Annotated in this window: 22 protein-coding genes; 12 read left to right on the top strand and 10 right to left on the bottom strand. The window is 62.8% G+C overall.

All coding sequences use genetic code 11. The features are described 5' to 3' along the window. Window positions 1-42: 42 nt before the first annotated feature. Together dnaN and dnaA are read right to left on the bottom strand one after the other, a co-directional pair. Window positions 43-1,146, bottom strand: a complete 1,104-nt coding sequence (dnaN, locus tag ACS92L_RS13705; RefSeq protein WP_438765560.1) for a DNA polymerase III subunit beta — start codon at window positions 1,144-1,146, stop codon at window positions 43-45. A gap of 95 nt (window positions 1,147-1,241) precedes the next feature. Then, a complete protein-coding gene (gene dnaA, locus ACS92L_RS13700; RefSeq protein WP_438765559.1) occupies window positions 1,242-2,792 on the bottom strand; it encodes a chromosomal replication initiator protein DnaA in 1,551 nt (516 codons plus the stop codon). Between the two features lie 331 nt (window positions 2,793-3,123). Here dnaA and rpmH point away from each other — a divergent pair, with 331 nt between their 5' ends. From rpmH to ACS92L_RS13680, 4 genes are all read left to right on the top strand, one after another. Further along, window positions 3,124-3,258, top strand: a complete 135-nt coding sequence (gene rpmH / locus ACS92L_RS13695) for a 50S ribosomal protein L34 (RefSeq protein WP_086623304.1) — start codon at window positions 3,124-3,126, stop codon at window positions 3,256-3,258. Window positions 3,259-3,283: 25 nt separating this feature from the next. Continuing rightward, the gene (rnpA, locus tag ACS92L_RS13690) at window positions 3,284-3,661 is read left to right on the top strand and encodes a ribonuclease P protein component (RefSeq protein WP_438765557.1); all 378 of its coding nucleotides are present in this window, start codon (window positions 3,284-3,286) and stop codon (window positions 3,659-3,661) included. Window positions 3,662-3,739: 78 nt separating this feature from the next. Next, complete coding sequence (gene yidC / locus ACS92L_RS13685; RefSeq protein WP_438765555.1) at window positions 3,740-5,446, top strand: membrane protein insertase YidC; 1,707 nt, start codon at window positions 3,740-3,742, stop codon at window positions 5,444-5,446. A 139-nt stretch (window positions 5,447-5,585) separates the two neighbouring features. Then, complete coding sequence (locus tag ACS92L_RS13680; protein ID WP_438765554.1) at window positions 5,586-6,554, top strand: NUDIX hydrolase; 969 nt, start codon at window positions 5,586-5,588, stop codon at window positions 6,552-6,554. Between the two features lie 19 nt (window positions 6,555-6,573). Here the strand turns inward: ACS92L_RS13680 and ACS92L_RS13675 are convergent, their stop codons facing one another. The 3 genes from ACS92L_RS13675 to ACS92L_RS13665 all read right to left on the bottom strand — a co-directional run bounded on the left by ACS92L_RS13675 (window position 6,574) and on the right by ACS92L_RS13665 (window position 9,674). Continuing rightward, window positions 6,574-7,971, bottom strand: a complete 1,398-nt coding sequence (locus ACS92L_RS13675) for a M20 family metallopeptidase (RefSeq protein WP_438765552.1) — start codon at window positions 7,969-7,971, stop codon at window positions 6,574-6,576. 122 nt (window positions 7,972-8,093) lie between these two features. Further along, window positions 8,094-8,747, bottom strand: coding sequence for a hypothetical protein (locus tag ACS92L_RS13670; RefSeq protein WP_438765551.1), 654 nt, complete (start codon window positions 8,745-8,747; stop codon window positions 8,094-8,096). A gap of 3 nt (window positions 8,748-8,750) precedes the next feature. Continuing rightward, entirely contained in the window at window positions 8,751-9,674 is a 924-nt protein-coding gene (locus ACS92L_RS13665) for an aldo/keto reductase (protein WP_438765550.1), read from the bottom strand. Between the two features lie 184 nt (window positions 9,675-9,858). On the opposite strand from ACS92L_RS13665, the gene nadA reads away from it, so the two are divergent. The 4 genes from nadA to ACS92L_RS13645 all read left to right on the top strand — a co-directional run bounded on the left by nadA (window position 9,859) and on the right by ACS92L_RS13645 (window position 13,614). After that, window positions 9,859-10,980, top strand: a complete 1,122-nt coding sequence (gene nadA, locus ACS92L_RS13660; protein WP_438765549.1) for a quinolinate synthase NadA — start codon at window positions 9,859-9,861, stop codon at window positions 10,978-10,980. Further along, window positions 10,977-11,843 (top strand): carboxylating nicotinate-nucleotide diphosphorylase, encoded by an 867-nt coding sequence (gene nadC / locus ACS92L_RS13655; RefSeq protein WP_438765547.1) that lies wholly within the window; start codon window positions 10,977-10,979, stop codon window positions 11,841-11,843. The genes nadA and nadC overlap by 4 nt, the downstream gene beginning before the upstream one ends. Before the next feature lie 239 nt (window positions 11,844-12,082). Further along, complete coding sequence (locus ACS92L_RS13650; RefSeq protein WP_438765546.1) at window positions 12,083-12,646, top strand: isochorismatase family protein; 564 nt, start codon at window positions 12,083-12,085, stop codon at window positions 12,644-12,646. Further along, window positions 12,643-13,614, top strand: coding sequence for a GlxA family transcriptional regulator (locus ACS92L_RS13645; protein ID WP_438765545.1), 972 nt, complete (start codon window positions 12,643-12,645; stop codon window positions 13,612-13,614). The genes ACS92L_RS13650 and ACS92L_RS13645 overlap by 4 nt, the downstream gene beginning before the upstream one ends. 70 nt (window positions 13,615-13,684) lie before the next feature. Here the strand turns inward: ACS92L_RS13645 and ACS92L_RS13640 are convergent, their stop codons facing one another. Both ACS92L_RS13640 and ACS92L_RS13635 read right to left on the bottom strand, forming a co-directional pair. Beyond that, the gene (locus ACS92L_RS13640) at window positions 13,685-14,842 is read right to left on the bottom strand and encodes an NAD-dependent formate dehydrogenase (RefSeq protein WP_438765544.1); all 1,158 of its coding nucleotides are present in this window, start codon (window positions 14,840-14,842) and stop codon (window positions 13,685-13,687) included. 140 nt (window positions 14,843-14,982) lie between these two features. Further along, window positions 14,983-15,870, bottom strand: coding sequence for a LysR family transcriptional regulator (locus ACS92L_RS13635; RefSeq protein ID WP_438765543.1), 888 nt, complete (start codon window positions 15,868-15,870; stop codon window positions 14,983-14,985). Between the two features lie 287 nt (window positions 15,871-16,157). Between ACS92L_RS13635 and pgm the strand changes: the two genes are divergently transcribed. Next, window positions 16,158-17,822: a phosphoglucomutase (alpha-D-glucose-1,6-bisphosphate-dependent) gene (pgm, locus tag ACS92L_RS13630; protein ID WP_438765542.1), complete on the top strand. Its 1,665-nt coding sequence runs from the start codon at window positions 16,158-16,160 to the stop codon at window positions 17,820-17,822. 65 nt (window positions 17,823-17,887) lie between these two features. Here the strand turns inward: pgm and ACS92L_RS13625 are convergent, their stop codons facing one another. Beyond that, window positions 17,888-18,520, bottom strand: a complete 633-nt coding sequence (locus ACS92L_RS13625) for a flavin reductase family protein (protein WP_438765540.1) — start codon at window positions 18,518-18,520, stop codon at window positions 17,888-17,890. 158 nt (window positions 18,521-18,678) lie between these two features. Here ACS92L_RS13625 and mnmE point away from each other — a divergent pair, with 158 nt between their 5' ends. After that, complete coding sequence (mnmE, locus tag ACS92L_RS13620; RefSeq protein WP_438765539.1) at window positions 18,679-20,040, top strand: tRNA uridine-5-carboxymethylaminomethyl(34) synthesis GTPase MnmE; 1,362 nt, start codon at window positions 18,679-18,681, stop codon at window positions 20,038-20,040. A gap of 107 nt (window positions 20,041-20,147) precedes the next feature. After that, window positions 20,148-21,044, top strand: coding sequence for a PhzF family phenazine biosynthesis protein (locus tag ACS92L_RS13615; protein ID WP_438765538.1), 897 nt, complete (start codon window positions 20,148-20,150; stop codon window positions 21,042-21,044). A 46-nt stretch (window positions 21,045-21,090) separates the two neighbouring features. Here ACS92L_RS13615 and ACS92L_RS13610 read toward each other — a convergent pair whose 3' ends face one another. Beyond that, window positions 21,091-22,260 carry an MFS transporter gene (locus ACS92L_RS13610; protein ID WP_438765537.1) on the bottom strand — a complete coding sequence of 390 codons (1,170 nt, stop codon included), beginning with the start codon at window positions 22,258-22,260 and terminating at the stop codon, window positions 21,091-21,093. A gap of 165 nt (window positions 22,261-22,425) precedes the next feature. Here ACS92L_RS13610 and ACS92L_RS13605 point away from each other — a divergent pair, with 165 nt between their 5' ends. After that, entirely contained in the window at window positions 22,426-23,508 is a 1,083-nt protein-coding gene (locus ACS92L_RS13605) for a lipoate--protein ligase family protein (RefSeq protein WP_438765536.1), read from the top strand. Between the two features lie 29 nt (window positions 23,509-23,537). On the opposite strand, the gene ACS92L_RS13600 is transcribed toward ACS92L_RS13605, so the two are convergent. Further along, on the bottom strand, window positions 23,538-24,428 hold the full coding sequence (locus tag ACS92L_RS13600) for a cation diffusion facilitator family transporter (RefSeq protein WP_438765535.1): 891 nt from the start codon (window positions 24,426-24,428) through the stop codon (window positions 23,538-23,540). Between the last annotated feature and the right edge of the window lie 161 nt (window positions 24,429-24,589).

Genomic DNA, 24,589 nt, shown 5'->3' with positions numbered 1-24,589 from the left:
CCGGAGCCGGGCGCTGGTGTGGCCGACGATGCAGCAAAAACGTCAGAGCCGCATCGGCATGACAACGTACATGGCATCGCCGCCGCCGGGCGCTTCCAAAAGCGCACTGCTGTTGGGGTCGGACAGCGTCAGCTGGACCTGATCGGTGTCGAGTACGCTGAGCACATCGATCAGATAGCCGACGTTAAAGCCGATCTCCAGCGCGCTGCCGCTGTAGTCGATCGCCACGTTCTCTTCGGCCTCTTCCTGCTCGGGGTTGTTGGCCAGCACCCGCAGATTGCCCGCTTCCAGATTGAGCCGCACGCCGCGATACTTCTCGTTGGAGAGAATGGCGGTTCGCGAGAGCACCTTACGCAGCTCGCCGCGTTCGGCCAGAATCTGCTTGTCGCCACCCTTGGGGATGACCCGCTCGTAATCGGGGAACTTGCCGTCCACCAGTCGCGAGGTAAAGGTGTAGGCGCCGGTGCGCACGCGCAGATGGCTGGCGCCGAGCATCAGCGTGACCGGCTCGTCGCTGTCATCGAGCAGGCGCGAGAGCTCGACCACACCCTTGCGTGGCAGAATCAGACGCTGCGGCTCCTCGAGGGCGATATCGGCACTGCGTGAGCACACGGCCAGGCGGTGACCGTCGGTGGCCACGGTGCGCACCAGATGATCGCGCAGCTCGATGAGCATGCCGTTGAGGTAATAGCGCACGTCCTGCTGCGCCATCGCAAAGCCGGTGGCATCGATGAGCTGCTTGAGCGTGCGTCGCGGCAGGGTGAGTTCGGTGCTGCCCTGGCCTTCATCGATGCTGGGGAATTCCGCCGCCGGCAGGGTCGACAGCGTAAAGCGCGAGCGCCCGGCCCGCAAAAGCGCCCGGTTTTCCTCGATGGTCAGGGTAATCTCGGACTGGTCGGGCAGCGACTTGCAGATGTCCATCAGCTTGCGCGCCGGCACGGTCACCGCGCCGCTCTCCTCGATACTCGAGGGCGCCACGCGACCGATCAGCTCGACCTCGAGGTCGGTGCCGGTCAGCGACAGTTCGTCATCGCTGACCGTCAGTAAAACGTTGGAGAGCACCGGCAGGGTCTGACGGCGCTCGACCACCCCGGCCACCAGCGTCAGCGGGCGCAGCAGGGCTTCACGCGAAATGGAAAATTTCATGGGGCTCCACTCTTTTCAGGCTCTTGTTCCGGCCACAGTGTTGTCATGTCGGTCACCGCTGATGAGGCGCGCGATGCAGACCGTACGAGCGATCATCAGCTGGTCAAAAGACGCAGCAGGTTCTTGTAATCTTCGCGGATATCGGAATTTTCTTCCCGAAGTTCCACCACCTTGCGGCAGGCGTGCAGCACAGTGGTGTGATCACGACCGCCAAAGGCATCGCCGATCTCGGGCAGGCTGTGGTTGGTCAGCTCCTTGGCCAGCGCCATGGCGACCTGACGCGGGCGGGCGACCGAGCGCGAACGGCGCTTGGAGTGTAGATCGGACACCTTGATCTTGTAGTACTCGGCCACCGTGCGCTGGATGTTGTCCACGCCTACCTGCTTGTCCTGCAGCGCCAGCAGATCCTTGAGCGATTCGCGGATGAACTCCTGATTGATGGGCTGGCCCATGAAGTGAGAGTCCGCGATCACCTTCTTGAGCGCGCCTTCCAGCTCACGCACGTTGGAGCGAATCTTCTGAGCGATGAAAAACGCTGCGTCGTGGGGCAGATCGGCCTTCGCCTGCTCGGCCTTTTTCATCAGAATCGCCACGCGGGTCTCGAGCTCCGGCGGCTCGATCGCCACCGTCAGGCCCCAGCCAAAGCGCGATTTCAGACGCTCCTCGACGCCGCTGATCTCCTTGGGGTAGCGGTCCGAGGTCAGAATCATCTGCTGACCGCCCTCAAGCAGCGCATTAAAGGTGTGGAAGAACTCCTCCTGGGAGCGCTCCTTGCCGGCAAAGAACTGAATGTCATCGATCAGCAGCGCATCGACGCTGCGATAAAAGCGCTTGAAGTCGTTGATGGCGTTGAGCTGCAGCGCCTTGACCATGTCGGCCACGAAACGCTCGGAGTGCAGATAGACCACCCGAGCGTTGTCGCGCAGTCCGGCCAGATGGTTGCCCACCGCATGCATCAGGTGGGTTTTACCCAGACCGACGCCGCCATAAAGGAACAGCGGGTTGTAGGCACCGCCGGGGTTTTCGGCGACCTGTCGCGAGGCGGCCCGCGCCAGCTGGTTGGATTTACCCTCGACAAAGGTTTCAAAGGTAAAGCCCGGGTTGAGTCCGCTCTGGTGACGGATGCTGCCCTCGACCTGCACCTGGCGCTCACCGCTGTCGCTGCGACGCCCGCCCACCGTATTGCCGGAGGGCGGCGCCGCGGGAATCTCGCGCTCGTCCTGATAGTCGCCGCGCGGCGACGTGGGTGGCGACGGCGGCATGGGCGCACGCGCCGAGGAACGTGTCACGCCTGAAGACCAGGCCGCCTGGCCGTGATCGCCGCTATTGTTCTGCGCCGGGCTGGTCGCCGGTTCGCTGTCGGTCGTCGGACGCGACACGGGATTGGACACCGTGCGGCGACTGCCGATATCCAGCGACACCTTGGGCGGACGGCCCTGCGCCAGCTCGCGCATCAGTTCGTTGATGCGCTTTAAATACTTGTCGTTGACCCAGTCACGCACAAAGCGATTGGGGGCCAGCAGGGAGAGTTCGTGGTCACTGGAACCGCTTTCGGCCTGCAGGGGACGGATCCAGGTATTGAACTGCTGAGAGCTCAATTCATCCTGTAAATAGTCAAGACATTGCTGCCAGAGAGCGATGGACACACGCGACCTCTTGATGGTGAGTCGTGCAAATGGGGCGGTAGTGTAACGCTCGCGCAGCGGGTTATCCACACCGGGTTGGGGGTCGAAACGGGCTGTGGATAACCTTATCCCCGCCACCCGGGCCTCTCGGGGGTCATACCGTCGGTCTCCCGGAAACGATATGCCCGGCTTGTACACAAAGTTATGCACAGTGCACTGGCAAACGTGCGTGGATAAAAATTGCACGCACTCGTTGAATTCTCTAGAATCCCGGCTCTTGACCCCCGTGCGCCTCGATTTTGAGGGCATCGGTGTCACCGATCACTCAAGTCTCAATTCGGGAATCGCAACCATGAAACGTACTTTCCAGCCCAGCGTGCTCAAGCGCAAGCGTAACCACGGCTTCCGTGCCCGCATGGCCACCAAAAACGGCCGCCAGGTCATCTCGCGTCGCCGCGCCAAGGGCCGCAAGCGCCTGAGCGCCTGATCCGCTTAACGGATCAGCCGAGCTCATGACCAGTCAGGGATTTCCCCGCGGTCTCAGAATCCTGACCGCCGGGGAATACCGTCATGTTTTCGAACATGCCAGTTTCAGGATTCACGGCAAGGGTCTTCTGGCACTCGCCACCCCCAACGATCTCGGTCACGTTCGTGTGGGACTGGTGTTCAGCAAGAAGAACGTGCGCCGGGCCGTGGATCGCAACCGTCTCAAGCGCTTGACTCGAGAATCGGTGCGACTGCGCCAGCAGTGGCTGCCGGGTGTGGATATTGTCGTGCTGTCACGCAAGGGCGTGCACGAAATCGACTCGGAAACACTGGCCAGACAGCTTCACGGCATGTGGCGACGCCTTGAAAAGGACGTCAAACGTCAGCCGGAGCATCAGCAATAATACGAGGCGCGACGAACCGTCGAGTGCGACCCGTCGTTTTCTTGCGCCGCGTCGACATTTTCCCACCGGGCAATCCCAATGGATCTGAAACGACTTCTTTTTGTCATCCCGCTGGCCGTACTTGCCTACCTGATGGTCATTCAATGGAGCAATGATCACGGGCATAACGACCGTCCGGATGAAGCGCCCCCTGCCCTGACCCAGCAAAGCAGCAGTGACGTTGAACCCGGTGAGCAGTCGCTCGATGCCCCCGAGGCCGCCAGTGAACGCGCCAGCGCGCCGGACACCGGTACCATGCCGGGCGAGACGGACAGTGCCGGCAACGATGCCAATGCTCAGGACACCCGTCTGGTCAGCGTTCGCACCGACGCCCTTGATCTGCGCATCGACCCGCGCGGTGGCGACATTGTCTATGCCGCCCTGCCAAAGCATCTCCAGCGTCTCGACAGCGATGCCCCCTTCGTTTTGCTCTCCGATGATCAGCGCCGCAGCTATATCGCGCGCTCCGGACTGCAGATGGAAGGCCATCAGGGCCGGATCACCTTCAATCCCGAGCAGACCAGCTACCAGCTGGGGGATGATCAGGACTCGCTTCAGGTCGACATGAGCGCGACCGTCAACGGCGTGAATGTGATCAAGCGCTTCACCTTCGAGCGCGACAGCTACGCGGTCAGGGTCGACTACCTGATCGACAACGTCTCGCAGACGCCGGTCAGCGCCCGCTTTATCGGCCAGCTCGCCCGTGACAACAGCGACGACCCGACCAGCGGCGCCGGTGTGGGCATGCATGCCTATCTGGGCGCAGCCTTCTCCTCGCCGGACGAGCACTACCAGAAGGTGGGCTTTGGCGACATCCAGGACGGCAAGTTCAACAACACGGATGTCCGCGGCGGTTGGGTGGCGATCATCCAGCACTACTTTACTACCGCCTGGGCACCCAATCAGGATCAGCAGAACCTGTATTACGCCGATGTCGACCAGCGCGGACGCAACGTGGCGGCCTTTGCCAGCCCCAGCGAAACCGTGGCACCGGGACAAAACGGCGATCTGTCCGCCACGCTCTATGTCGGTCCCAAGGAGCACGAGCGTCTTGAGGCTGTCGCACCGCACCTGCAGCTCACCGTCGATTTCGGCTGGCTGTGGTTTCTGGCCAACCCGCTGTTCTGGCTGCTCACGCATATCCATGCGCTGATCGGCAACTGGGGCTTCTCGATCATCCTGCTGACCGTACTGGTCAAGGCTGTGCTCTTCCCGCTGTCTGCCACCGCCTACAAGTCGATGGCCAAGATGCGCAAGATGGGCCCCGAGATGCAGCGCATCAAGGAGCAGCACGGCGACGATCGCCAGAAGATGTCGCAGGAGATGATGAAGTTTTACCAGAAGGAGAAGATCAATCCTCTGGGCGGCTGTCTGCCCATCGTGATCCAGATGCCGGTATTTATCGCGCTCTACTGGATGCTGATGGAGTCGATCGAGCTGCGCCATGCGCCGTTCATGCTCTGGATTCATGATCTGTCCGCGCAGGATCCCTACTTCATTCTGCCGATCATCATGGGTCTGACCATGTTCCTGCAGCAGCAGCTCAATCCGACACCGCCGGACCCCACGCAGGCGAAAATCATGAAGATGCTGCCGATTGTCTTCACCTTCTTCTTTTTGTGGTTCCCGGCCGGTCTGGTGGTCTACTGGATTACCAACAACCTGCTCTCGATCGCGCAGCAGTACTACATCACCAAACGCATCGAAAGAGGTGATGGCGACAAGGACAAGGAAAAGGCCGCCTAGACCGGGCGCCGTTTTCTCGCCTATTGAAAACCCCTGCCTGTGCAGGGGTTTTTCTTTATCCGCCACCCGGGCCCGGGTTGTGACACAATGTCGCCCTGCCGCATCCTCTGCTGACTACGAAATGCCCCGGGCCGTCACCATGCCAGACAGCGCTGTCATTGCCATCGAACTCTCTGCCGTCGTCATCGCCATGGAGTCGGCAACCCCTACCGTTTTGCTCACCTGCCCTATGGATCGCTGCCGTGCGCCGATGCTGCCAGCGGGTGATTTTGACCCGCGTCATCACCGCACCTTCGAGCTGGGCCTGCGTGACCGCGTCGCCCGTCAGACCGGTCTGGCGCTGGACTACGTCGAGCAGCTCTATACTTTCGGTGATCAGGACCGTCTTGAACCGGATGCGCCCGGCCACGAGATCACGCGCCACATCTCCATCGGCCATCTGGGGCTGGTGTCACATCAGCAGTCCCTGCTTGACGAGCATGCCGTCTGGACCAGCTGGTATGACCATTTCCCGTGGGAGGACTACCGTCACGGCCGACCGGCGATGATCGACATGACCATTGCCCCGGCGCTGTCACGCTGGGTCGATGCCGGCGTTGACCAGGCGCATCGGGAGGCGCGCCGCCAGCGGGTCCAGCTGGCCTTTGGCCTAGACGGCGCCCGCTGGGTGGATACCCGGGTGCTGGAACGCTTCGAGCTGTTGTATGAAGCCGGGCTTGCACCCGAGGCCCAGCGTGATGACGGCTGCGAGGTCATTACCACCCTGCCCGGACAGCCGCTGATGTCCGATCACCGCCGCATTCTCGCCACCGCCATGGACCGCCTGCGCGGCAAGCTGCGCTATCGCCCGGTGGTTTTTGATCTGCTGCCCGAGCACTTCACGCTGTCCCAGCTACAGCTGACCATCGAGGCGATCATCGGCTGTCGCCTGCACAAGCAGAACTTTCGTCGCGCGCTGGATCGCACCGGTCTGGTCGTGCCTACCGGTGCTGTCGACACCACCACCGGCGGCCGCCCGGCCGAGCGCTTTCGCTTTTGTCGTGAACAGTGGCGCCAGCAGATGGCGCCGGGGGTGCAGACCCCGCTGGCGCACAGCGAGTATCAATAAGCGCGGGCGGTGATGCCGGCTATTGCAGCGTTCGCTCGCCCAGATCCCAGAAGATGCCGGCCATGCCGACAAGACCCTGCGTCACGATGTGTTCAGGCAGATGCTCGTTGGGGGCATGCTGCTGACAGGAGGGATAGGAGTGCGGCACCCACACGGTCGGCAGGCCCAGCACATCGGCAAAGCAGTGGTTGGGGATCGTGCCGCCAAGATTGGGCAATAGATGGACCGTCTCGCCCAGGCTCTGCTGCATCGATGCCTGTACGAAGCCGACCCAGGGGTGGTCGGGATCGAGTCGGGTGGCGGCGTAGCCGCCCTCCGAGGTGAGCGTCACCGCTTCAAACCCATGCGCATCCAGATGCGCGCGCAGCCTGTCACCCAGAGCCTGCCAGTCAGTGCCCTCCACAAAGCGCAGCTGACAAACGGCTTCCGCCCTGCTCGGAATGGCCGACACCGGCTGATCGGTGGCACCGGCCGATAGCCCCAACACCTCAAACGTATTGGCGCCATAAAGCTTCTCACCAAACGTCATACCCGGCTCGCCCCAGTCGGCATTGATTGCGGGGTCACCGCTTTCCCCGCCCACCGGCAGATCACGAATCAGCGCACGGACGGCATCTGACATGGCAGGCGCGCGCAGGCAGTCCGCCCGAATCACGCCCCGCTCTGATACCATCGTGCTCAGCGCATGGGCCATGACCCATGCCGGGTTGGTGATCACGCCCCCCCAGTTGCCGGAATGACGCGCGCCGTTGCCGGTTTCCAGCGTCAGTCTGAATCGATACATGCCGCGGGAGCCGAGAAACAGGGTCGGCATATCGTGGCGAATTCGGGGGCCATCCGAGGCCAGGAAGAGATCCGCCGACAGGGCATCGCCATGTTGGCGACAGGCCGCTTCAAGTCCCGGCGAGCCGACCTCTTCCCCCATCTCGAAAATGATCTTCAGATTGAATCCCAGCCGGCCCTCCCGCGCCTGGATGACCGCCTCCAGCGCTGCCAGATTGATGCCGTGCTGCCCCTTGTTGTCCGCCACGCCGCGCCCGTATAGTCGGCCCTCCTGCATCGTCAGCTGCCAGGGCGTGAGGCCTTCCTGCCACTGACTGTCCTGCCCCGGCGTCACATCACCGTGGCCGTAGATCAAAAGGGTTGTTAGCTCAGGGGATTCCAGCCGATGGCCTATCAAAAGCGGTGGCCCTTCCGGCTGTGGATTATCGATCGAGCGACAGATAAATCCCAGGCGCGCCAGCAGCGGCGCGATCTCATCATCGAGATAGCGGCCCAGCGTCTCGCGACAGTCAGGATTCTGACTGACGGTGCGATAGGCGATACGGCGCGCGAGATCCTCGGTGAAGGCCCCCGAATGCCACGTTTTAAGCGCAAGGGAGAGGGCGTGCTCACGATCGGAAGAAAGCAGAGACATGGTGGCTCCAGACAGCGCCATGAAAGAAGTATCGGGATGATACTGACCTGCCCCGGCCTGCGCGTCATCCCGTTTGGAATGCGACCCGATCGGCCTTTGGTATCAGCGCCTCTGGACATTGATCAGGATGCCTGTCCATCGACGTATCGATCCGGCCATGCCAGCGCTGTCAGCACCATTAGAAGCCCCGCTACCGGTACAGCTAGAGGCCACCACAGCCCCATCGCCCAGTGCCCCAGCGCGCTGAAGACACACCACAACAGCGGGATGACCAGAAGTCCCCACCGGACGCGGCGCGGCCACGCCATCAAAAGCACTGCCGTGGCGGCCGCGGTCATGTCCGGCGTGACCCCGGGCAGCGCTATCGCCTGCCACGTGTCGGTCTCGTGGACCGTCGCGCATGCCAGCGCCAGCAGGACGGCGCTCCAGACGGCGAGTGCGGTCAGCCCCACCCTGGCCGGAGGAACGCGCAGGGCCACCACCATCAAAAGACCTGCTTCCAGCGCAAAGACCCAGCCAAAGGGGCCGACCGGCCAGTTGATGGGGGCATAAAACCGCAGCATGAAAAGCGCCGCCGTCAGGGCCCAGCCGGCCGCCATCGCGACCGGTACCAGCCGTCTGACCAGTAATGATTTCTGCCACAGCAGCACGGGTACTGCCAGCAGGGCGATCATGACCGCCCAGAGGCCCTGCCCGAGCGCCTCATTGGTGCGCTCGAAAAGACGCAGATACACCTCGGGCGTGAACATCAAAAAATCACCCAGTGCGTAATCCATGCGCTATCCCCCCGTGATGATGTCGATCATGCGCCGGCGCTGCGCCTCATCGGGCAGCCGGCCGTACAGCGCCCCCATGTTCTCGCGCAGGTGGGCCACCTGCGTGGTGGCCGGTATGGCGCAGGTCATGGCCGGATGCGAAACGATGAACTTGAGAAAGAACCCGGCCCAGCTGTCTATCCCCACCTCCCCGGCCCAGGCCGGCAGCGGCTGCGACCCAACGCGGTCAAACAATTGGCCGCCCTGAAAGGGTCGGTTGGCGATCACCGCAATTCCCCGCTCGCGGGCCAGCGGCAGCAGCCGCTTCTCCGCCTCGCGATCGGCGATGTTGTAGGTCAGCTGCACGAAATCCAGCGGCTCGCGCGTCATGATCTGCTCAAGCTCGTCGTGGCGACGGCCATGGGAGGTGGTCACGCCGATATAGCGCAGTTGCCCTTCGGATTTCATTTCCTTGAGCGTTTCCAGATGCCCCTCCCACCCCAGCAGATTGTGAATCTGCATCAGGTCAAAGCGCGCCACGCCCCAGAGTGCCTCGGAGCGGGCCACCGCCTCCCGGGTGTCGCTTTCATCGCGCGTCCACACCTTGGTGGCGGCAAAGAGCGCTTCCCGGTGGCCCAGCCGCTTGATCAGCTCGCCCACCACCTTCTCGGCGGAGCCGTACATGGGCGAGGCGTCGACCACCCGGCCGCCGCGCTGGAAAAAGAGCTCAAGAACCTGCTCGCGCTGATCGAGCAGCTCTGGATCGGTGCCGACGTTGAAGGTGCGCCAGGTGCCCATGCCGATCACCGGCAGCGCCTCCCCGGTCGAGGGGATCGCTCGGGTGATGGCGGCCTCGTCGCGGCCGGCAAGGGCGTGCGGCCAGCGCGCCGCCAGCCCTGTGGCGGCAAGCCCGGCAAGAAAACGACGTCGCGGTATCAATAATGGCATGGAGCGCTCCCGGAAAGAGGGCCAGTCCTCTTTATAGGCTATCGAGCCCGGCCGGAGCGAACCACACCGGCGAGCACATCAGCCCTGACCAAGGCTTTCTACCTTTTGCTCATACTGTTCAAAAAAGCAATCGTGCCAGACTCTAAAATGCTCATTATGAGCCTAACCCTTGAGGAGCCTGCTCATGACCGTGACGCCTGCCCGATCTGAAGTACTGCCGGACCCGCAGCTCGAATCGCTGCTGCCCCCTTATGACGCTGAAGTTGCCCGCCAGACCGATGCACTTTATGCGCGCGTGGAAGACCATGTCAGCAGCCATGACTGGCCGGCCATCGCCCGCCGGGTGCATGCCATCCGAAAACTTCAGCGCGAGCAGGACGCCGTGATTCTGGCGCATAACTATATGCCGCCGGAGATCTACGCGCTGGTCGGCGATATCTGCGGTGACTCGCTGGCGCTGGCGCGTGACGCCACCCAAAGCGAGGCCGGCACCCTCGTGCAGGCCGGCGTGCACTTCATGGCAGAAACCTCGAAGATTCTCTGCCCCGACAAGCGCGTGCTGATGCCTGATACCAACGCCGGCTGCTCGCTGGCCTCATCGATTACCGGCGCGCAGGTGCGCGAACTGAGATCGCGCTACCCGAGCGTGCCGGTGGTGACCTACGTCAACACCAGCGCCGAGGTGAAGGCTGAAAGCGATATCTGCTGCACCTCGTCCAACGCGCTGAACGTGGTGGAGGCGATTGCTGCCGAGTGGGGCGTCAATCAGGTCATCATGCTGCCCGATGAGCATCTGGCACGGAACGTGGCGGCGCGCACGCCCCTGTCGATTCTGGTCTGGCAGGGCAGCTGCGAGGTGCACGAGCAGTTCACCCCGACGCAGGTGAGCGCCATCCGTCGGCGCCATCCCGGCGTGCGGGTGCTGGCTCACCCCGAGTGCCCCACCGATGTACTGGCGGCCGCCGATTTTGCCGGCTCGACCGCCGCCCTGGCGCGCTGGGTCGATGATCACCGGCCCGACCGGGTGCTGCTGCTTACCGAGTGTTCGATGAGCGACAACCTGATCAGCCGCCACCCGCAGATCGATTTCGTGCGCAGCTGCACGCTCTGCCCGCACATGCAGCGGATCACGCTGGACGCCGTTCTGGCCTCGCTCGCCTTCGGCCATCATGAGGTGCACGTCGAGGCGCGCGTGGCCAACCGCGCCCGGCGCGCCATCGACGCGATGCTGGCGCTTCCCGACCCCGTAACGCCGGCCGATTTCACCCGACCGGCCCGCACAGCGCATATCGAGGTGGTGTCATGATCCCGTTACGATTTGATATCGCCCCCCTGCCGGCCATTGTTCTCGACCCCATCGTCACTGCCGCGCTGGCCGAGGATCTGGGCCGTGGCGGTGATATCACCTCTGAGGCGCTGATCGATGCCGACCACTCAAGTCGCCTGCAGCTGCGGCCTCGGCAACCCGGTGTGCTGGCCGGCATGGACGCGCTGTCCCGCGTGCTTTATCACGTCGATGCCGGTATTCATATTGAGGTGCATCGCCGTGACGGTGAGCGGCTTCAGGCCCTTGAGCCCATCGCCACGCTTGCAGGGCCGACCCGGTCGCTTTTGACCGCCGAGCGGACCGCCCTCAACTTCCTGACCCGGCTTTCGGGCATTGCCACCCTGACGCGCCGCCTGGTCGATCAGCTCGACGGCAGCCGGGCGCAGCTTTGCTGCACGCGCAAGACCACCCCCGGCCTGCGGGCGCTGGAAAAGCATGCCGTGCGCCTGGGCGGCGGGGTCAACCATCGTCTGGGCCTTGATGACGCCATGCTGATCAAGGACAACCACATCGCCGCGGTGGGCAGCATTGGCGAGGCGCTTGCGCGGGCCCGCACGCAGCTGGGGCATCTGCGCATGATCGAGCTGGAAGTCGACACCCTCGAACAGCTCGAGCAGGCGCTGGCCACACCGCCCCATGCGATTTTGCTCGACAACATGACCTCTGATGATCTGCGCCGGGCCGTGGCCATGACCGCCGGGCGCTGCCTGCTGACCGCTTCCGGCGGTATTGACGCCCTGCGCCTTCGCGAGACCGCCGACACTGGCGTGGACCTGGTTGCCGTGGGCGCCCTGACCCACTCGGCACCACAGCTTGATATCGGACTGGATGCGATTGAGTGAAACATTGCCTGTTACACGTCACGCGATGACAGCGGAGAACCAGGGTAGTCTTGCCCATGAGGCGGGTTTGATAGCATTGCCAGAAACACGTGGCACTGCCGTCAGGCTGATGAGCAGGGCGATGAAACTTTTGAAATCATCATGTCCGAAATTGTCCGCTTTTTGCCGACCATGCCCTCGTGGCGCTTCATGCCAGGCCGTAAGCTGAGATCTCTTCTTTTCTGCTTATGGAACCTGTCATGTCCGCTACTGCCCTGCTGCTGATCGACGTTCAGGCCTCTTTTCCGACTCGTAACTACTGGGATGAAACGCTGGCGAATGCATGGCGACCCTATCAGCGCCGCCTGCTCGATCTGGCGCACGAGGCCGGTACGCCAATCGTGCGCATTTTCCATGAAGCCCCATCGAGCGAAGGCGCCTTTGACCCTTCCAATGGCTTGATACGTCCTCTGGAAGGTTTCGAGGATGATGTGGCCGTGACTTTCCATAAGAGTGCTCATAACGCCTTTACGGATACGGGACTGGCGCGCTGGTTACGCCTGAACCATATCGAGCGACTGATCATCAGCGGTATTCGTACCGAACAATGCTGCGAAACCACTGCGCGTGTCGGGTCGGATCTTGGCTTTGACATCGACTTTGTCAGTGAGGCGACCCTGACCTTCGACATGCAGCGGGCAGGTCGCCTCTGGAGTGCCAGCGATATACGCGCCCATACCGAGCTGGTATTGGAAGATCGCTTTGCACGCATCGTCACTGTCGATACCCTGGTATCAGAATGGCAAGAACGGAGTGCTGCTTGAACCATCATTTTGAAAGTACGCCGATAGAGATCGGCGTATTGATGCTGCCCGGCCAGGTACCGCTGGATCTGGCCGGCCCGCTACAGGTATTGCTCAGTGCCGAGCAGCTTGGCGCGCCCATTCACTTGCACTTTTTTGGCCCGCAGCCTTCATTACCCTGGCTGGGAGCGATGCAGCTCTCCGGCATAAAGCCACTGCCAACGGAAGCCATTCCCCTTGATCTGCTGCTCATACCTGGACAGTACCGCCTGCAAGCCGATGAACGGGATCAACAACTGGCCATCGACTGGTTGAAGTATCAGGCATCAGCAAGCCGGACCCTGATGGCGGTCTGTTCTGGAGCGCTGCTGCTGGGACGCGCCGGACTGCTCGATGGCCTTCGTTGTACGACACATCACGCCCTGGTTGACGAGCTACAAAAACTTGCGCCACGCGCCCGGGTACGCAGCGACTGTATCTTTACAGAAGATGCCCACTGCCTGACCAGTGCCGGCATCTCTACAGGGATCGATACCATGCTGCACTGGCTGGGCCGTACCCTTGGACAACACATTGCCCACCAGGTCGCTCGCGACCTGGTGCTCTACTGGCGGCGCAGCGGCCAGGAACCCCAGTTGAGTATCTGGCTGGAAGGGCGCAATCACGTTGACCACCGTATTCATCGGCTACAGGACGCGCTTGCTGCTGATCTGGCCCATCCATGGACGCTGGGGGAGATGGCAACCCGGTCAGCCATGAGTGAGCGTCAGTTGAGGCGCCGCTTCAGTGCGCTGACTGGCCTGTCGCTCATGGATTATTTGATGCGACTGCGATTGCAGCTCGCCCGTCAGTTAATGTGCGAGACCAACTGGCGTCTGGCGCGCATTGCCGAAGTCAGTGGTTTTGGTGATGATCGCCAATTGCGACGTGTATGGCAGCGCTTTGAAAGCGACTCGCCTGCAATGTGGCGGCGTTCACGGGAACGCTGAAACGATGGATCCAATCATATGCCATGAGCCAGTAGCCCATGGCATACAACATCCGCCCAAACATCATGGATCAAAGCTGGTAGGCATTGGCCCCGGCGCCGGCCAGATGACCGGCATCGACAATGAGATATTCCTGACGCAGCGGCCTGCCAGCGAAGAAATTCTGCAAAATTTCCAGCGTTCCGGCGGCGTAGCGGGTCTGGGCCGATAGAGAGGTGCCGGAAATATGTGGGGTCATCGCATGGTTGGGCATACGCCGCCAGGGATGATCCACCGGCGCGGGCTGCGGGAACCAGACATCGCCCCCGTAGCCTGCCAGTTGTCCCGACTCCAGCGCCCTGACCACGGCCTTCAGGTCGCACAGCCCGCCCCGCGCCGTGTTGACCAGGTAGGCGCCACGCTTGAATTTCGACAGCAGCGCGTCATTGATGAAACCTTCGGTAGAAGGATAAAGCGGCGTTTGAACATTGACGATATCGCAGGCGCCCACCAGGGATTCCGGCGAGTCGTGGTAGGTCAGATCGAGCTCGCGCTCGACCTCTTCAGGCAGGCGGTGCGGATCAAAATAGTGCAGCGGCGTATCAAAGGGCTTCATGCGCCGCAGCACGGCAAGGCCGATGCGCCCGGCGCCAAGCGTGCCGAACTGCATCCCTTCGATGTCGTAGCTCCGCGAGACGCAATCGGCGATGTTCCAGCCGCCATTGAGGGCGATCTGATGCGACGGGGCGAAATTTCGGACCAGCGTTAACGCCGTCATAATGACGTGCTCGGCCACACTGATCGAATTGGAGAAGGTGACTTCGGCCACCGTGATGCCGTGCTCGGCCGCCGCCTTGAGATCAACGTGGTCCGAGCCGATGCCGGCCGTCAGAGCCAGCTTGAGCTTCGTTGCCCGGGCAATACGCTCCTGGCTGAGATAGGCCGGCCAGAACGGCTGTGAAATCACGACCTCGGCATCGGCCAGATGGCGCTCGAAGACGGAATCGATCCCTTCCTTGTCGCTGGTCACGATCAGTTCATGGCCGTTGGCGTGTGCCCATGAGCGCAGACCGAGTTCGCCAGAGACGCAGCCAATCAATTCCCCCGGCGAGAAACCGGGTTCACCCTCGGGCGTGGGGGCCATCTGTCCATTGGGATAGGCGCTGATCTCGGGAATGTCCTCGCGCGCATACTGCGGCGGGTAACCGGTCACCGGGTCGGGATAGAGAACGCAAAGAATCTTGGCCATGTCGGGGCTCCATGTCGGTCGAAGAAAAGTGTCGAGGCACACCCCGAGCATCTCCGTCCGCCTGACATGGGTTCAAATCGTTTGTTCGGATGTCTTGATAAGCCCTTCTTATCTGCGTCGCAGGCCTTTGAAATAAAAGACTAATATGAAAGATTCAGCGTTCGGGTATGGTCCCAGATGGCGCTGGCCACCGCCGGCAGATTGTCCTGACTCAAACGAATGAGACTGATGGTGGCGCAGGGCTGATCGGCAATCGGGTTGAGACGAACCCCGCCATCCATGAAATAGTCGGGTAGCGCACTGACCGGTGCGATGGCATATATCTGCCCTCGCCGAACCTCTTCATGAATAATGCTGGGGGCATTGGTCTCTACCACCACGCGCGGTGTAACGCCGGCCGCCTGAAAGCAGCGGTCAAGAATATGGCGATTGTGCATGCCCCTGTCGAAAAGGCAAAGGGGGAGAAGTCCCAGCTCGTGCCACTGAAAGCAGCGCTCGGGGGCAATATTGCTGCTTTCTGCAGAAAGCAGTACAAACGTTTCCCTGTAAAGATCGAGCGTCTCGAACCCCTGCTGAACCCCATGCTCGGTATAGGCAATCGCCAGATGAAGCTCCCGTTCCTTTAAACGCCGCGCAATCTCCTGGGTACTGAGCGACACGATTTCCAGCGTCAGGTCCGGAATAACGCGACGATATTCATCGGCCAGCGTCGAGATTGCACGCAGTGCAGAGGGCACGGCACCGATGGCGAGATGACCGCCGGAGATGCGCTGGGCCAGCGCAGCCTCCTGACGCAGCCCATCGAGGGAATCAAGCGTTTGACGCGCCCACTTCAACACACGCCACCCTTCTTCGGTCAGTCCCTGAAAACGCCGATCGCGCTGAATGATGGTTACCTTGAGTTCCTCCTCCAGCTGGCGTATGCCCGCGGATAGCGCCGGCTGCGAGACCCGACACGACTCGGCCGCACGTGCGAAATGGCGGTGTTCTGCCACGGCGACAAGATAGTGCAGTTGCCTGAGAAACATGATTCCCTCGTGGATACGATCCTGTGGATACCCCGGCCCTCTCCCGTGAAAGCCGTCGGACAAAGGGTACCGGGCAACACACCATGTCATGATGATAAAAGCGCCGGTCACAGGCGCCGGTCGCGACCTTTCCAGAACCCCCGTAACATGAAGGACATGGGGTGTGCAGAGCGTGACGTTTCACTGCATGAGGCGCCAAGCATGACAAAAAGGCACAGAGGCCGTTGGGCCGTGCCTGCTAGAATGGCGCATAAATTCTGTCGCCACGCTTCTCAAAGGATGAAGAGATGAGCATCGATCCCCATGCAGGGCAGCAGCCCGACGAGCAACGCCTCGCCCATCTGCCGCGTCTGGTGTCGCGCTACTACAGCGAGCGCCCGGACGTGTCGGATCCCGCCCAGCAGGTGGCCTTCGGCACCTCCGGTCATCGCGGCTCATCGCTGAAAGCGAGCTTCAACGAGTGGCATATCCTGGCCACCACACAGGCCATCTGTGACTACCGTCGCGATCAGGACATCACCGGACCGCTGTTTATAGGCATGGACACCCACGCGCTGTCCGAGCCGGCCTTTGTTTCGGCGCTCGAAGTGCTGGCCGCCAACGGTGTCGAAACCCGCATCGATGCCGGCTGCGAGGAAACGGGCGGCGAGCCGGGCTATACGCCCACGCCGGCGCTGTCGAACGCGATTCTCAACCACAATCGCGATCGTGACCGCGAGCTGGCCGATGGCATCGTGATCACGCCGTCACACAACCCGCCGGTGGATGGTGGCTTCAAGTACAACCCCACCAACGGTGGCCCGGCCGATACCGGCATCACCAAATGGATTCAGGAGCGCGCCAACGAGCTGCTCTCCAAAGATCTCGAGGGCGTGAAGCGCGTCAGCTACGCAGAAGCTCTGGCCGCCCCCACCACGCAGCGCTTTGATTTCATCGACAGCTACGTCTCGGGGCTGGAAAAGGTCATCGACATGGCCGCGATCCGTGACTCGGGGCTGACCTTCGGCGTTGACCCGCTGGGCGGGGCCGGCGTGCACTACTGGACGCGCATCGCCGAGCGCTATCAGCTGCCGCTGGAAGTGATTTCCACTACCGTGGACCCGACCTTTCGCTTCATGCGGCTGGACTGGGACGGCAAGATCCGCATGGACTGCTCCTCGCCCTACGCCATGGCCGGCCTGATCGAGAACAAGGACCGCTTTGACGTTTCCTTCGCCTGCGACACCGACCATGACCGTCACGGCATCGTCGCCCGCTCCACCGGGCTTTTGAACCCCAACCACTATCTGGCCGTGGCGATCGAGTATCTCTTTACCCATCGCCCGCAGTGGGGCGAGCAGGCCGCCATCGGCAAGACACTGGTCTCCTCTTCGATGATCGACCGCGTCGCCGACGGCATCGGCAAGACCGTGGTCGAGGTGCCGGTGGGCTTCAAGTGGTTCGTGAACGGCCTGATGGACGGCAGCCTCGGCTTTGGCGGCGAAGAGTCCGCCGGCGCCTCTTTTCTGACCTTTGACGGCCAGCCCTGGTCGACCGACAAGGACGGCATCATCCTCGGCCTTTTGGCCGCGGAAATGACCGCCGTGACCGGCAAGGACCCGGGCGAGCTGTATCAGGCGCTGACCGAGCGCTTTGGCGCCCCGGTCTATGCCCGCGTCGATGCCCCCGCCGACCGCGACCAGAAGGCGCGCCTTGGCAAGCTTTCTCCCGAGCAGGTCACGGCGTCAGAGCTGGCTGGTCACGCCATTACGCGCAAGCTCACCGAAGCGCCCGGCAACGGCGCGGCCATCGGCGGGCTCAAGGTGGAAACCGAGGCCGGCTGGTTCGCCGCCCGCCCCTCCGGCACCGAAGATGTCTACAAGATCTACGCCGAAAGCTTTGAAGGCGAAGACCACCTGAAGCGCATTCAGGAAGAAGCCAAGGCGCTGGTAGACGGCGTGCTCAAGGGCTGACCCTTCTAACGCGAGCGCATAAAAAGGGCCGGCGATTGCCGGCCCTTTTGCGTTTTGCCGATGCTCTATTGACCAGAGTTGTCCGGCCGCTCCATCTCAAAGCGTACATCGTCATTGATGGTGTAGTAGGTCGCCGGCCCGCCGGCACGCATAATCGGCTCGGCAGCGGCGGTCTGATAGATGCCGTCCGCCAGCAGGTTTTGATCGATGTGGACACCGACCACCTCGCCCAGCACCAACCAGTTGTCGAGCTTCTCGCCATTGGCGGATTCGAGCTGAATCAGCTGGGTCAGGCGACATTCAAACGACACCGGCGCCTCCAGTACGCGCGGCACCTTCACCACGCTGGACGCCGCCGGCGTCAGCCCGGCCAGGGCAAACTCATCGACCTCATTGCCCACGCTGGCACTCGAGGTGTTCATTTTCTCGGCGAGTGCACGCGTGGCCAGATGCCAGCAAAACTCGCCGGTCGCCTCGATGTTGGCCACGCTGTCCTTCCAGCCGCCGCTGGCAAAGCCGATGATCGGCGGCACGGCGCAAAAGGCATTGAAAAAGCTGTAGGGCGCCAGATTGAGCCGGCCTTCGCTGTTTTGTGACGAGACCCAGCCGATCGGGCGCGGCGCGATGATCGCCTTGAAGGGATCGTGCGGCAGGCCGTGGCCCTTGCGCGGCTCGTAGAAGTGAAACTGCCCGGTCATGAAAGCGCTCCCGTGTGCTGGATATCGATAGTCTGCGAATCACTATAGCAACGACCACGTATTTCGCCCGGCGCTTGCAGCGTTTGATGCCAGCGCTGACAATCAACGCCCTGTCATTCACGGCCGCCCAGCCGGCATCTCACCCTTTCGGAACGCTCATGCTCGACCAGGACACCATCAGTGCGCTGGCCACCCCGCCCGGTCGTGGCGGCGTCGGCATCATTCGCCTGTCCGGCGCCAGAACCGCCGACATCGCCCGCGCCATGCTCGGCTTTGACCCCGAACCCCGCCGCGCCCATTACGGTCCCTTTCTGGGCAATGAGGGTCAGGTGCTCGACGAAGGCATCGCCCTGTGGTTCCCCGGACCCCACTCGTTTACCGGCGAGGACGTGCTGGAACTACAGGGCCACGGCGGTCCGGTCATCATGGACTGGCTTTTGGAGCGCACCGTCACGCTGGGCGCCCGTCTGGCCCGCCCGGGTGAGTTCTCCGAGCGCGCCTTTTTAAACGACAAGCTCGATCTGGCCCAGGCCGAGGCAATTGCTGATCTGATCGAGGCCAGCTCCCGCGCGGCGGCCGAAAACGCCCTGCACTCGCTGCAGGGCGAGTTCTCGACCCGGGTGCAGGCGCTGGTCCAGCAGCTCATCGAGCTGCGCATCTTTGTCGAGGCCGCCATCGACTTTCCCGAGGAGGAGATCGACTTTCTCGGTGACGGTCGGGTGGCCGAAATGCTATCAAACGTTCGCACAAGCCTGGCGGATGTGCGCGCCAGCGCCGCCCAGGGCGCGCTAATGCGCGAGGGCATGAGCGTGGTGATCGCCGGGCGGCCCAATGCGGGCAAGTCGAGCCTTTTGAACGCGCTGACCGAGCAGGAGACCGCGATCGTCACCGATATCGCCGGCACCACCCGGGATGTGCTGCGCGAACACATCCATCTGGACGGCATGCCGCTGCACATCATCGATACCGCCGGCCTTCGCGACACGCCGGACGCGGTCGAAAAAATCGGCGTGCAGCGTGCCTGGGCGGAAATCGAAAAAGCCGACCGGGTACTGCTGATGGTCGACAGTCGCGAAAGCGGCGAGCTCGACCCGATGGCGATCTGGCCCGAGTTCGTCGAGCGTCTGCCCGACCCGTCCAAACTGACCCTGGTGCGCAACAAGATCGATGAGAGCGGCGAAACCGGTGAACCGAGCCTTGCCATCACGCCGCCGGTGATCCGTCTGTCTGCCACCACCGGTACCGGCGTGGATCATCTCAAGTCGCACCTGAAGGCCGTGATGGGCTATCAGTCCACCAGCGAGGGGCGCTTTTCCGCGCGTCGCCGCCATCTCGATGCGCTGGACCGCGCCGGCCAGGCGCTCACCCACGGCGCGGATCAGCTCTCCGGTGCCGGGGCCGGCGAACTGCTGGCCGAAGACCTGCGCGCCGCGCAGGATTCGCTCGGCGAGATTACCGGCGAGTTCACCGCTGATGAGCTTCTGGGCGAGATTTTCGGCAGCTTTTGTATTGGCAAGTAGACAGGGACGCAGTGATGCGACAACCGGCACGACACACCGATCACGGCCTTGTTAGCATGCTAAATGAATGATTTCAAAACGCCGGCCCGCTTTCAGGGAGAGTTGCCATGTCACTTCATGGGGTGATTGATCCGCGAGAGCCCTCTCTCGACTATCTGCTGCTGGATGTCTTTACCGACACCCCCTTCCAGGGCAATCCGCTGGCCGTGTTTCCTGACGCCGGCGCGCTGGGCACCAGCGCCATGCAGCGTATTGCGCGCGAGCTTAATCTGTCGGAGACGGTCTTTATCGCCGCCACCGCCATGCCGGGCGTGTTCAACCTGCGTATTTTCACCCCGCATCAGGAGCTGGCGTTTGCCGGCCACCCAACCATCGGTGCGGCCTGGCTGCTGCGCGAGATCGGCTGGCATGATGACCAGCTGCCCCTGAAGCTGCAGGTGCCCGCTGGCGAGGTACCGATCCGATTTGATGGCGCCCACGCCTGGCTGAGTACGCCCAGCCCCCTGAGCATCGAGCCCAGCCCGCTGTCGCGCGCGAGTGCCGCACACCTGCTGGGGCTCTCCGTGGAAGCCGTGATCGATGACCCGGTGGTCGGTTCCGCCTGCGGCTCGCCCTTTCACCTGATCGCTCTCACCTCCATTGAGACACTGACCCATGTCCGGGCCCGCCCGTCGCAGCTGCCGGCGGCGCTGAGAGACGAGCATGGCGCCAATGTCTACATGTACGTTCAGGAAGGTGACCATAGCGTTCGGGCGCGCAAGCTGCGCATCACTGATCAGGTGACAGAGGACCCGGCCACCGGCAGCGCCGCCGCACCGCTGGCCGGCCATCTGGCGCAGCAGTCACCGGAGAGCGGCATGCTGGAGTATACGATCCATCAGGGTATTGAGATGAGGCGCCCCAGCCGTATCGGCGTGCTGGTCGACAAGCCTGACCGTTCAGTGACGGCCATTCACGTGGGTGGAATGGCCGTGGTCATCGGCGAAGGACGGCTTCGCCTCTAGAAAGGACGTTTCACTTCCCGGTCATCAAGGACGGTCAAGGGTTGGCTCAAGCGGCCCTTGATCGTGTCTCCTGACGCCGCGCCAGCATCCAGATCACAAGACCGCCCAGCGCCAGCAGAGCACCCACGACCCCGGTCGAGCGAAAACCAAAGCCCAGAGCGAGCGCCAGACCGGCAAGCCAGGGGCCGAGGGCGTTGGCCATGTTGAAGGCGACGTGATTGAGCGCGGCGGCCATGTTTTGCGCCTCGCCGGCCACATCCATCAGCCGGGTCTGCAAAACGGTGCCCAGCGCCCCGCCGATGCCGATGCAGAACACATCGATGGCCACCAGCCACGGATTGCCCGCCACCAGCGGGAAGGCACCAAGTGCCACCGCGCTCCAGATCAGCAGCCCACCGGCCGTGGGCATCAGGGCGCGGTCGGCAAAGCGCGGTACAATGACATTGCCGATCGTCATGCCAAGACCGAAGACGGCCAGCACCAGCGGAATGGTGGCCGACGACATCTGCGTCACATGGTCCAGTGTTGAGGTCAGATAGGTATAGACCGAGAACATGCCGCCAAACCCGACGGCGCCGATGGCCAGCGTCAGCAGCACGGCGCCGTTTTTCAGCGCCCGCAGTTCCCCTTTGGCGCTGCGCTCGCTGGCCACGCCCGTTCTGGGGGCAAACAGGGCGATCATGACCACCGTCAGAATGGCCAGTGCCGTGACCAGCCAGTACCCCCAGCGCCAGCCCACCGCATGGCCCAGCCAGGTGGCCATCGGCACGCCGACAATCGTGGCCACCGTCAGCCCCAGCATCACCATGCCAATGGCGCGCGTGCGCTTGCCGCTGGCGACGACCGAGGCCGCCATCAATGCCGCCAGCCCAAAGTAGGCGCCGTGCGGCAGACCGCTGAGAAAGCGGAACAGCACCAGCGAGCCGTAATCCGGCGCCAGTGCACTCAGGGCGTTGCCCAGTGCAAACAGGGCCATGAGGGTCAACAGCAGCCATTTGCGATCGATACGCGCCGCCAGTACGGTAATCACCGGCGCGCCGATCACCACGCCCAGCGCATAGGCGCTGATGATATGACTGGCCGTGGAGGGATCGATCTGCATGTCATGCTGAATAAAGGGCAGCAGACTCATGGTGGCAAACTCGGTCGTGCCGATGGCAAAGCCACCGGTGGCCAGCGCCAGAAGAACAAGCAGGGGGTGGGAGTGACGAACCATGACGCCTCGCGCTAAGGAAAATGACGATACCCGTCGCACCCGCCCGGCAGGGCGCATGCCATCGAACATCAGTGTAGGGAACAGGGCATCAGGCGTAGCGGTAGCGGCGCCCCATGGACGACCGGCTATACTGCCAGACATCAAATCGGACCCGGATTTTAGACTATGGTCGTAGATTCATGCCACGGTGAATACGAATCGTGCCACGGCGAATACAAGGTCCCCGGCGGCAAGCTGCTGGTGGCCGACATCACCACCGACAATGACCGGCTCGCCTCGGTGCGCCTGTCGGGTGATTTCTTTCTCGAACCCGACGACGCGCTCGAGGCCATCAACCAGTCGCTGGTGGGCGCAAGCGTGGCCGCCAGCGCCGAAGAGCTGACCGAGCGGGTGCGCCGGGCGCTGCCGGAAGGCACCGTCATGGTGGGCCTTTCCGCCCCGGCAGTGGCCACCGTCATCCGCCGGGCGCTTTCAAGAGCCTCTGACTGGGGCGAGCACGCCTTCAGCCTGATCCATCGCGCCCCGGAGGCCCCGGCGCTGCACATGGCCCTTGATGAGGTACTGACCCGGGAAGTCGCTGCCGGCCGACGCGGCCCCACCCTGCGGGTCTGGGAGTGGGATCGGCCGGCCGTGATCATCGGCAGCTTTCAGTCGCTGGCCAACGAAGTCGATACGACAGCCGCCGGCGAGCTCGGAGTGGAGGTCATGCGGCGCATCAGCGGCGGCGGGGCGATGTTCGTCGAGCCGGGCAACACCATCACCTGGTCGCTGATCGTGCCGGAAAGCCTGGTACAGGGGCTGTCATTCGTGGAGAGCTACGCCTTTCTCGATGACTGGGTGATTCAGGCGCTGGGCGATATGGGCATCAGGGCGTGGTACGTGCCGATCAATGACATTACCTCGGAAGGTGGCAAGATTGCCGGCGCCGCCCAGAAGCGTCTGGACGGCGCCGTTTTGCACCACGTCACCATGGCCTATGACATCGACGCCGAGCGCCTGACCAGGGTGCTGCGCATCGGGCGCGAAAAGCTCTCCGACAAGGGCACGGCCAGCGCCAGCAAGCGGGTCGATCCGCTGCGACGCCAGACCGGCCTGTCGCGCGAGGCGATCATCGAGCGCATGGCGGCCTCCTTTGGCGCGCGCTTTACGCTCACCGCCGATGATGTCCGCCCTGACGAGCTGAGTGCGGCGCAGTCACTGGCCGAGTCGAAGTTTCAGGACGAGGCGTGGCTGCATCGCGTGCCGTAAGCGGGCGAGTCGATCACCCCAATACCGGCTCAATCAAAGACGATGTCGGCGATCGGTTCGACCTTGTGCTCGGGCTCAACGTGAATGGTGATGCGCACATCCCCCAGCGCCTGGCGTAGCCCGGTTTCGATACGATCGCAGATCTCGTGGGCGTGAAACACGGTGGTGTCTCCCGGCACCACGAGGTGAAAGTCGATAAACGTGGCGCGACCGGCGTGGCGGGTGCGCACATCGTGGGCCTCGACGGCGCCCTCGCCGGTCGAGGCGATTACGCGGTGAATCAGTGCCATCGTCTCGGGCGACACCGCCTCATCCATTAGCCCGCTCAGGGATTCCCGGATCACCTTGGCGCCGGACCACAGGATGTTGACGGCCACGATAATGGCCACCAGCGGGTCGAGCAGCCACCAGCCGGTGGTCATCGCCAGCACCACGCCCACGATGACGCCGGCCGAGGTGACCACATCGGTAAAGAGATGGCGGCCGTCGGCGACCAGTGCCGGCGAGCGTTCGCGCTGGCCGACCCGGATCAAAACGCGCGACCAGACGGCGTTGATCACGGTGGCAATCAAACTGATGACGATGCCCATCAACGGCAGCTCGAGCGGCTGCGGGTTCATGAGTCCGGTGATGGCCTCGCGCAGAATCAGGAGGGCGGCGATGATGATCATCACGCCTTCCAGCACGGCGCTGAAAAACTCGGCCTTGTGATGCCCGTAGGGGTGGTTGTCATCGGCCGGCATGGCCGCTACCCGAATGGCAATCAGCGCTGCTACCGCCGTGACCACGTTGACCAGACTCTCCAGCGCATCGGAGAGCAGCGCCACGGAACCGGTCAGCGCATACGCCAGCGTCTTGAGGCCGAGTACGGCGAAGCCCACCAGCAGACTGGCCCAGGCAATTTTCATCGTGGTCGACACGATCCTATCCTCACGGTGTTGAGCGCCATAGCGTAATCGTCGCTGGATAAGCGGACAACGTGAATTCCACCGCGCAGGGAGCGGATAAACCGGCTGAAGACGTGTCCCTTTGTTACACTGCCCTCGACGTCCCGCATCCTTTTCACCTTATCTGATCAGAC

It is taken from the genome of Kushneria halocnemicola, assembly GCF_965650455.1.
Taxonomy (GTDB): Bacteria; Pseudomonadota; Gammaproteobacteria; order Pseudomonadales; family Halomonadaceae; genus Kushneria.
Note: the sequence above shows the minus strand (reverse complement) of the source record. Positions and strands in the feature narration are given on the sequence as shown.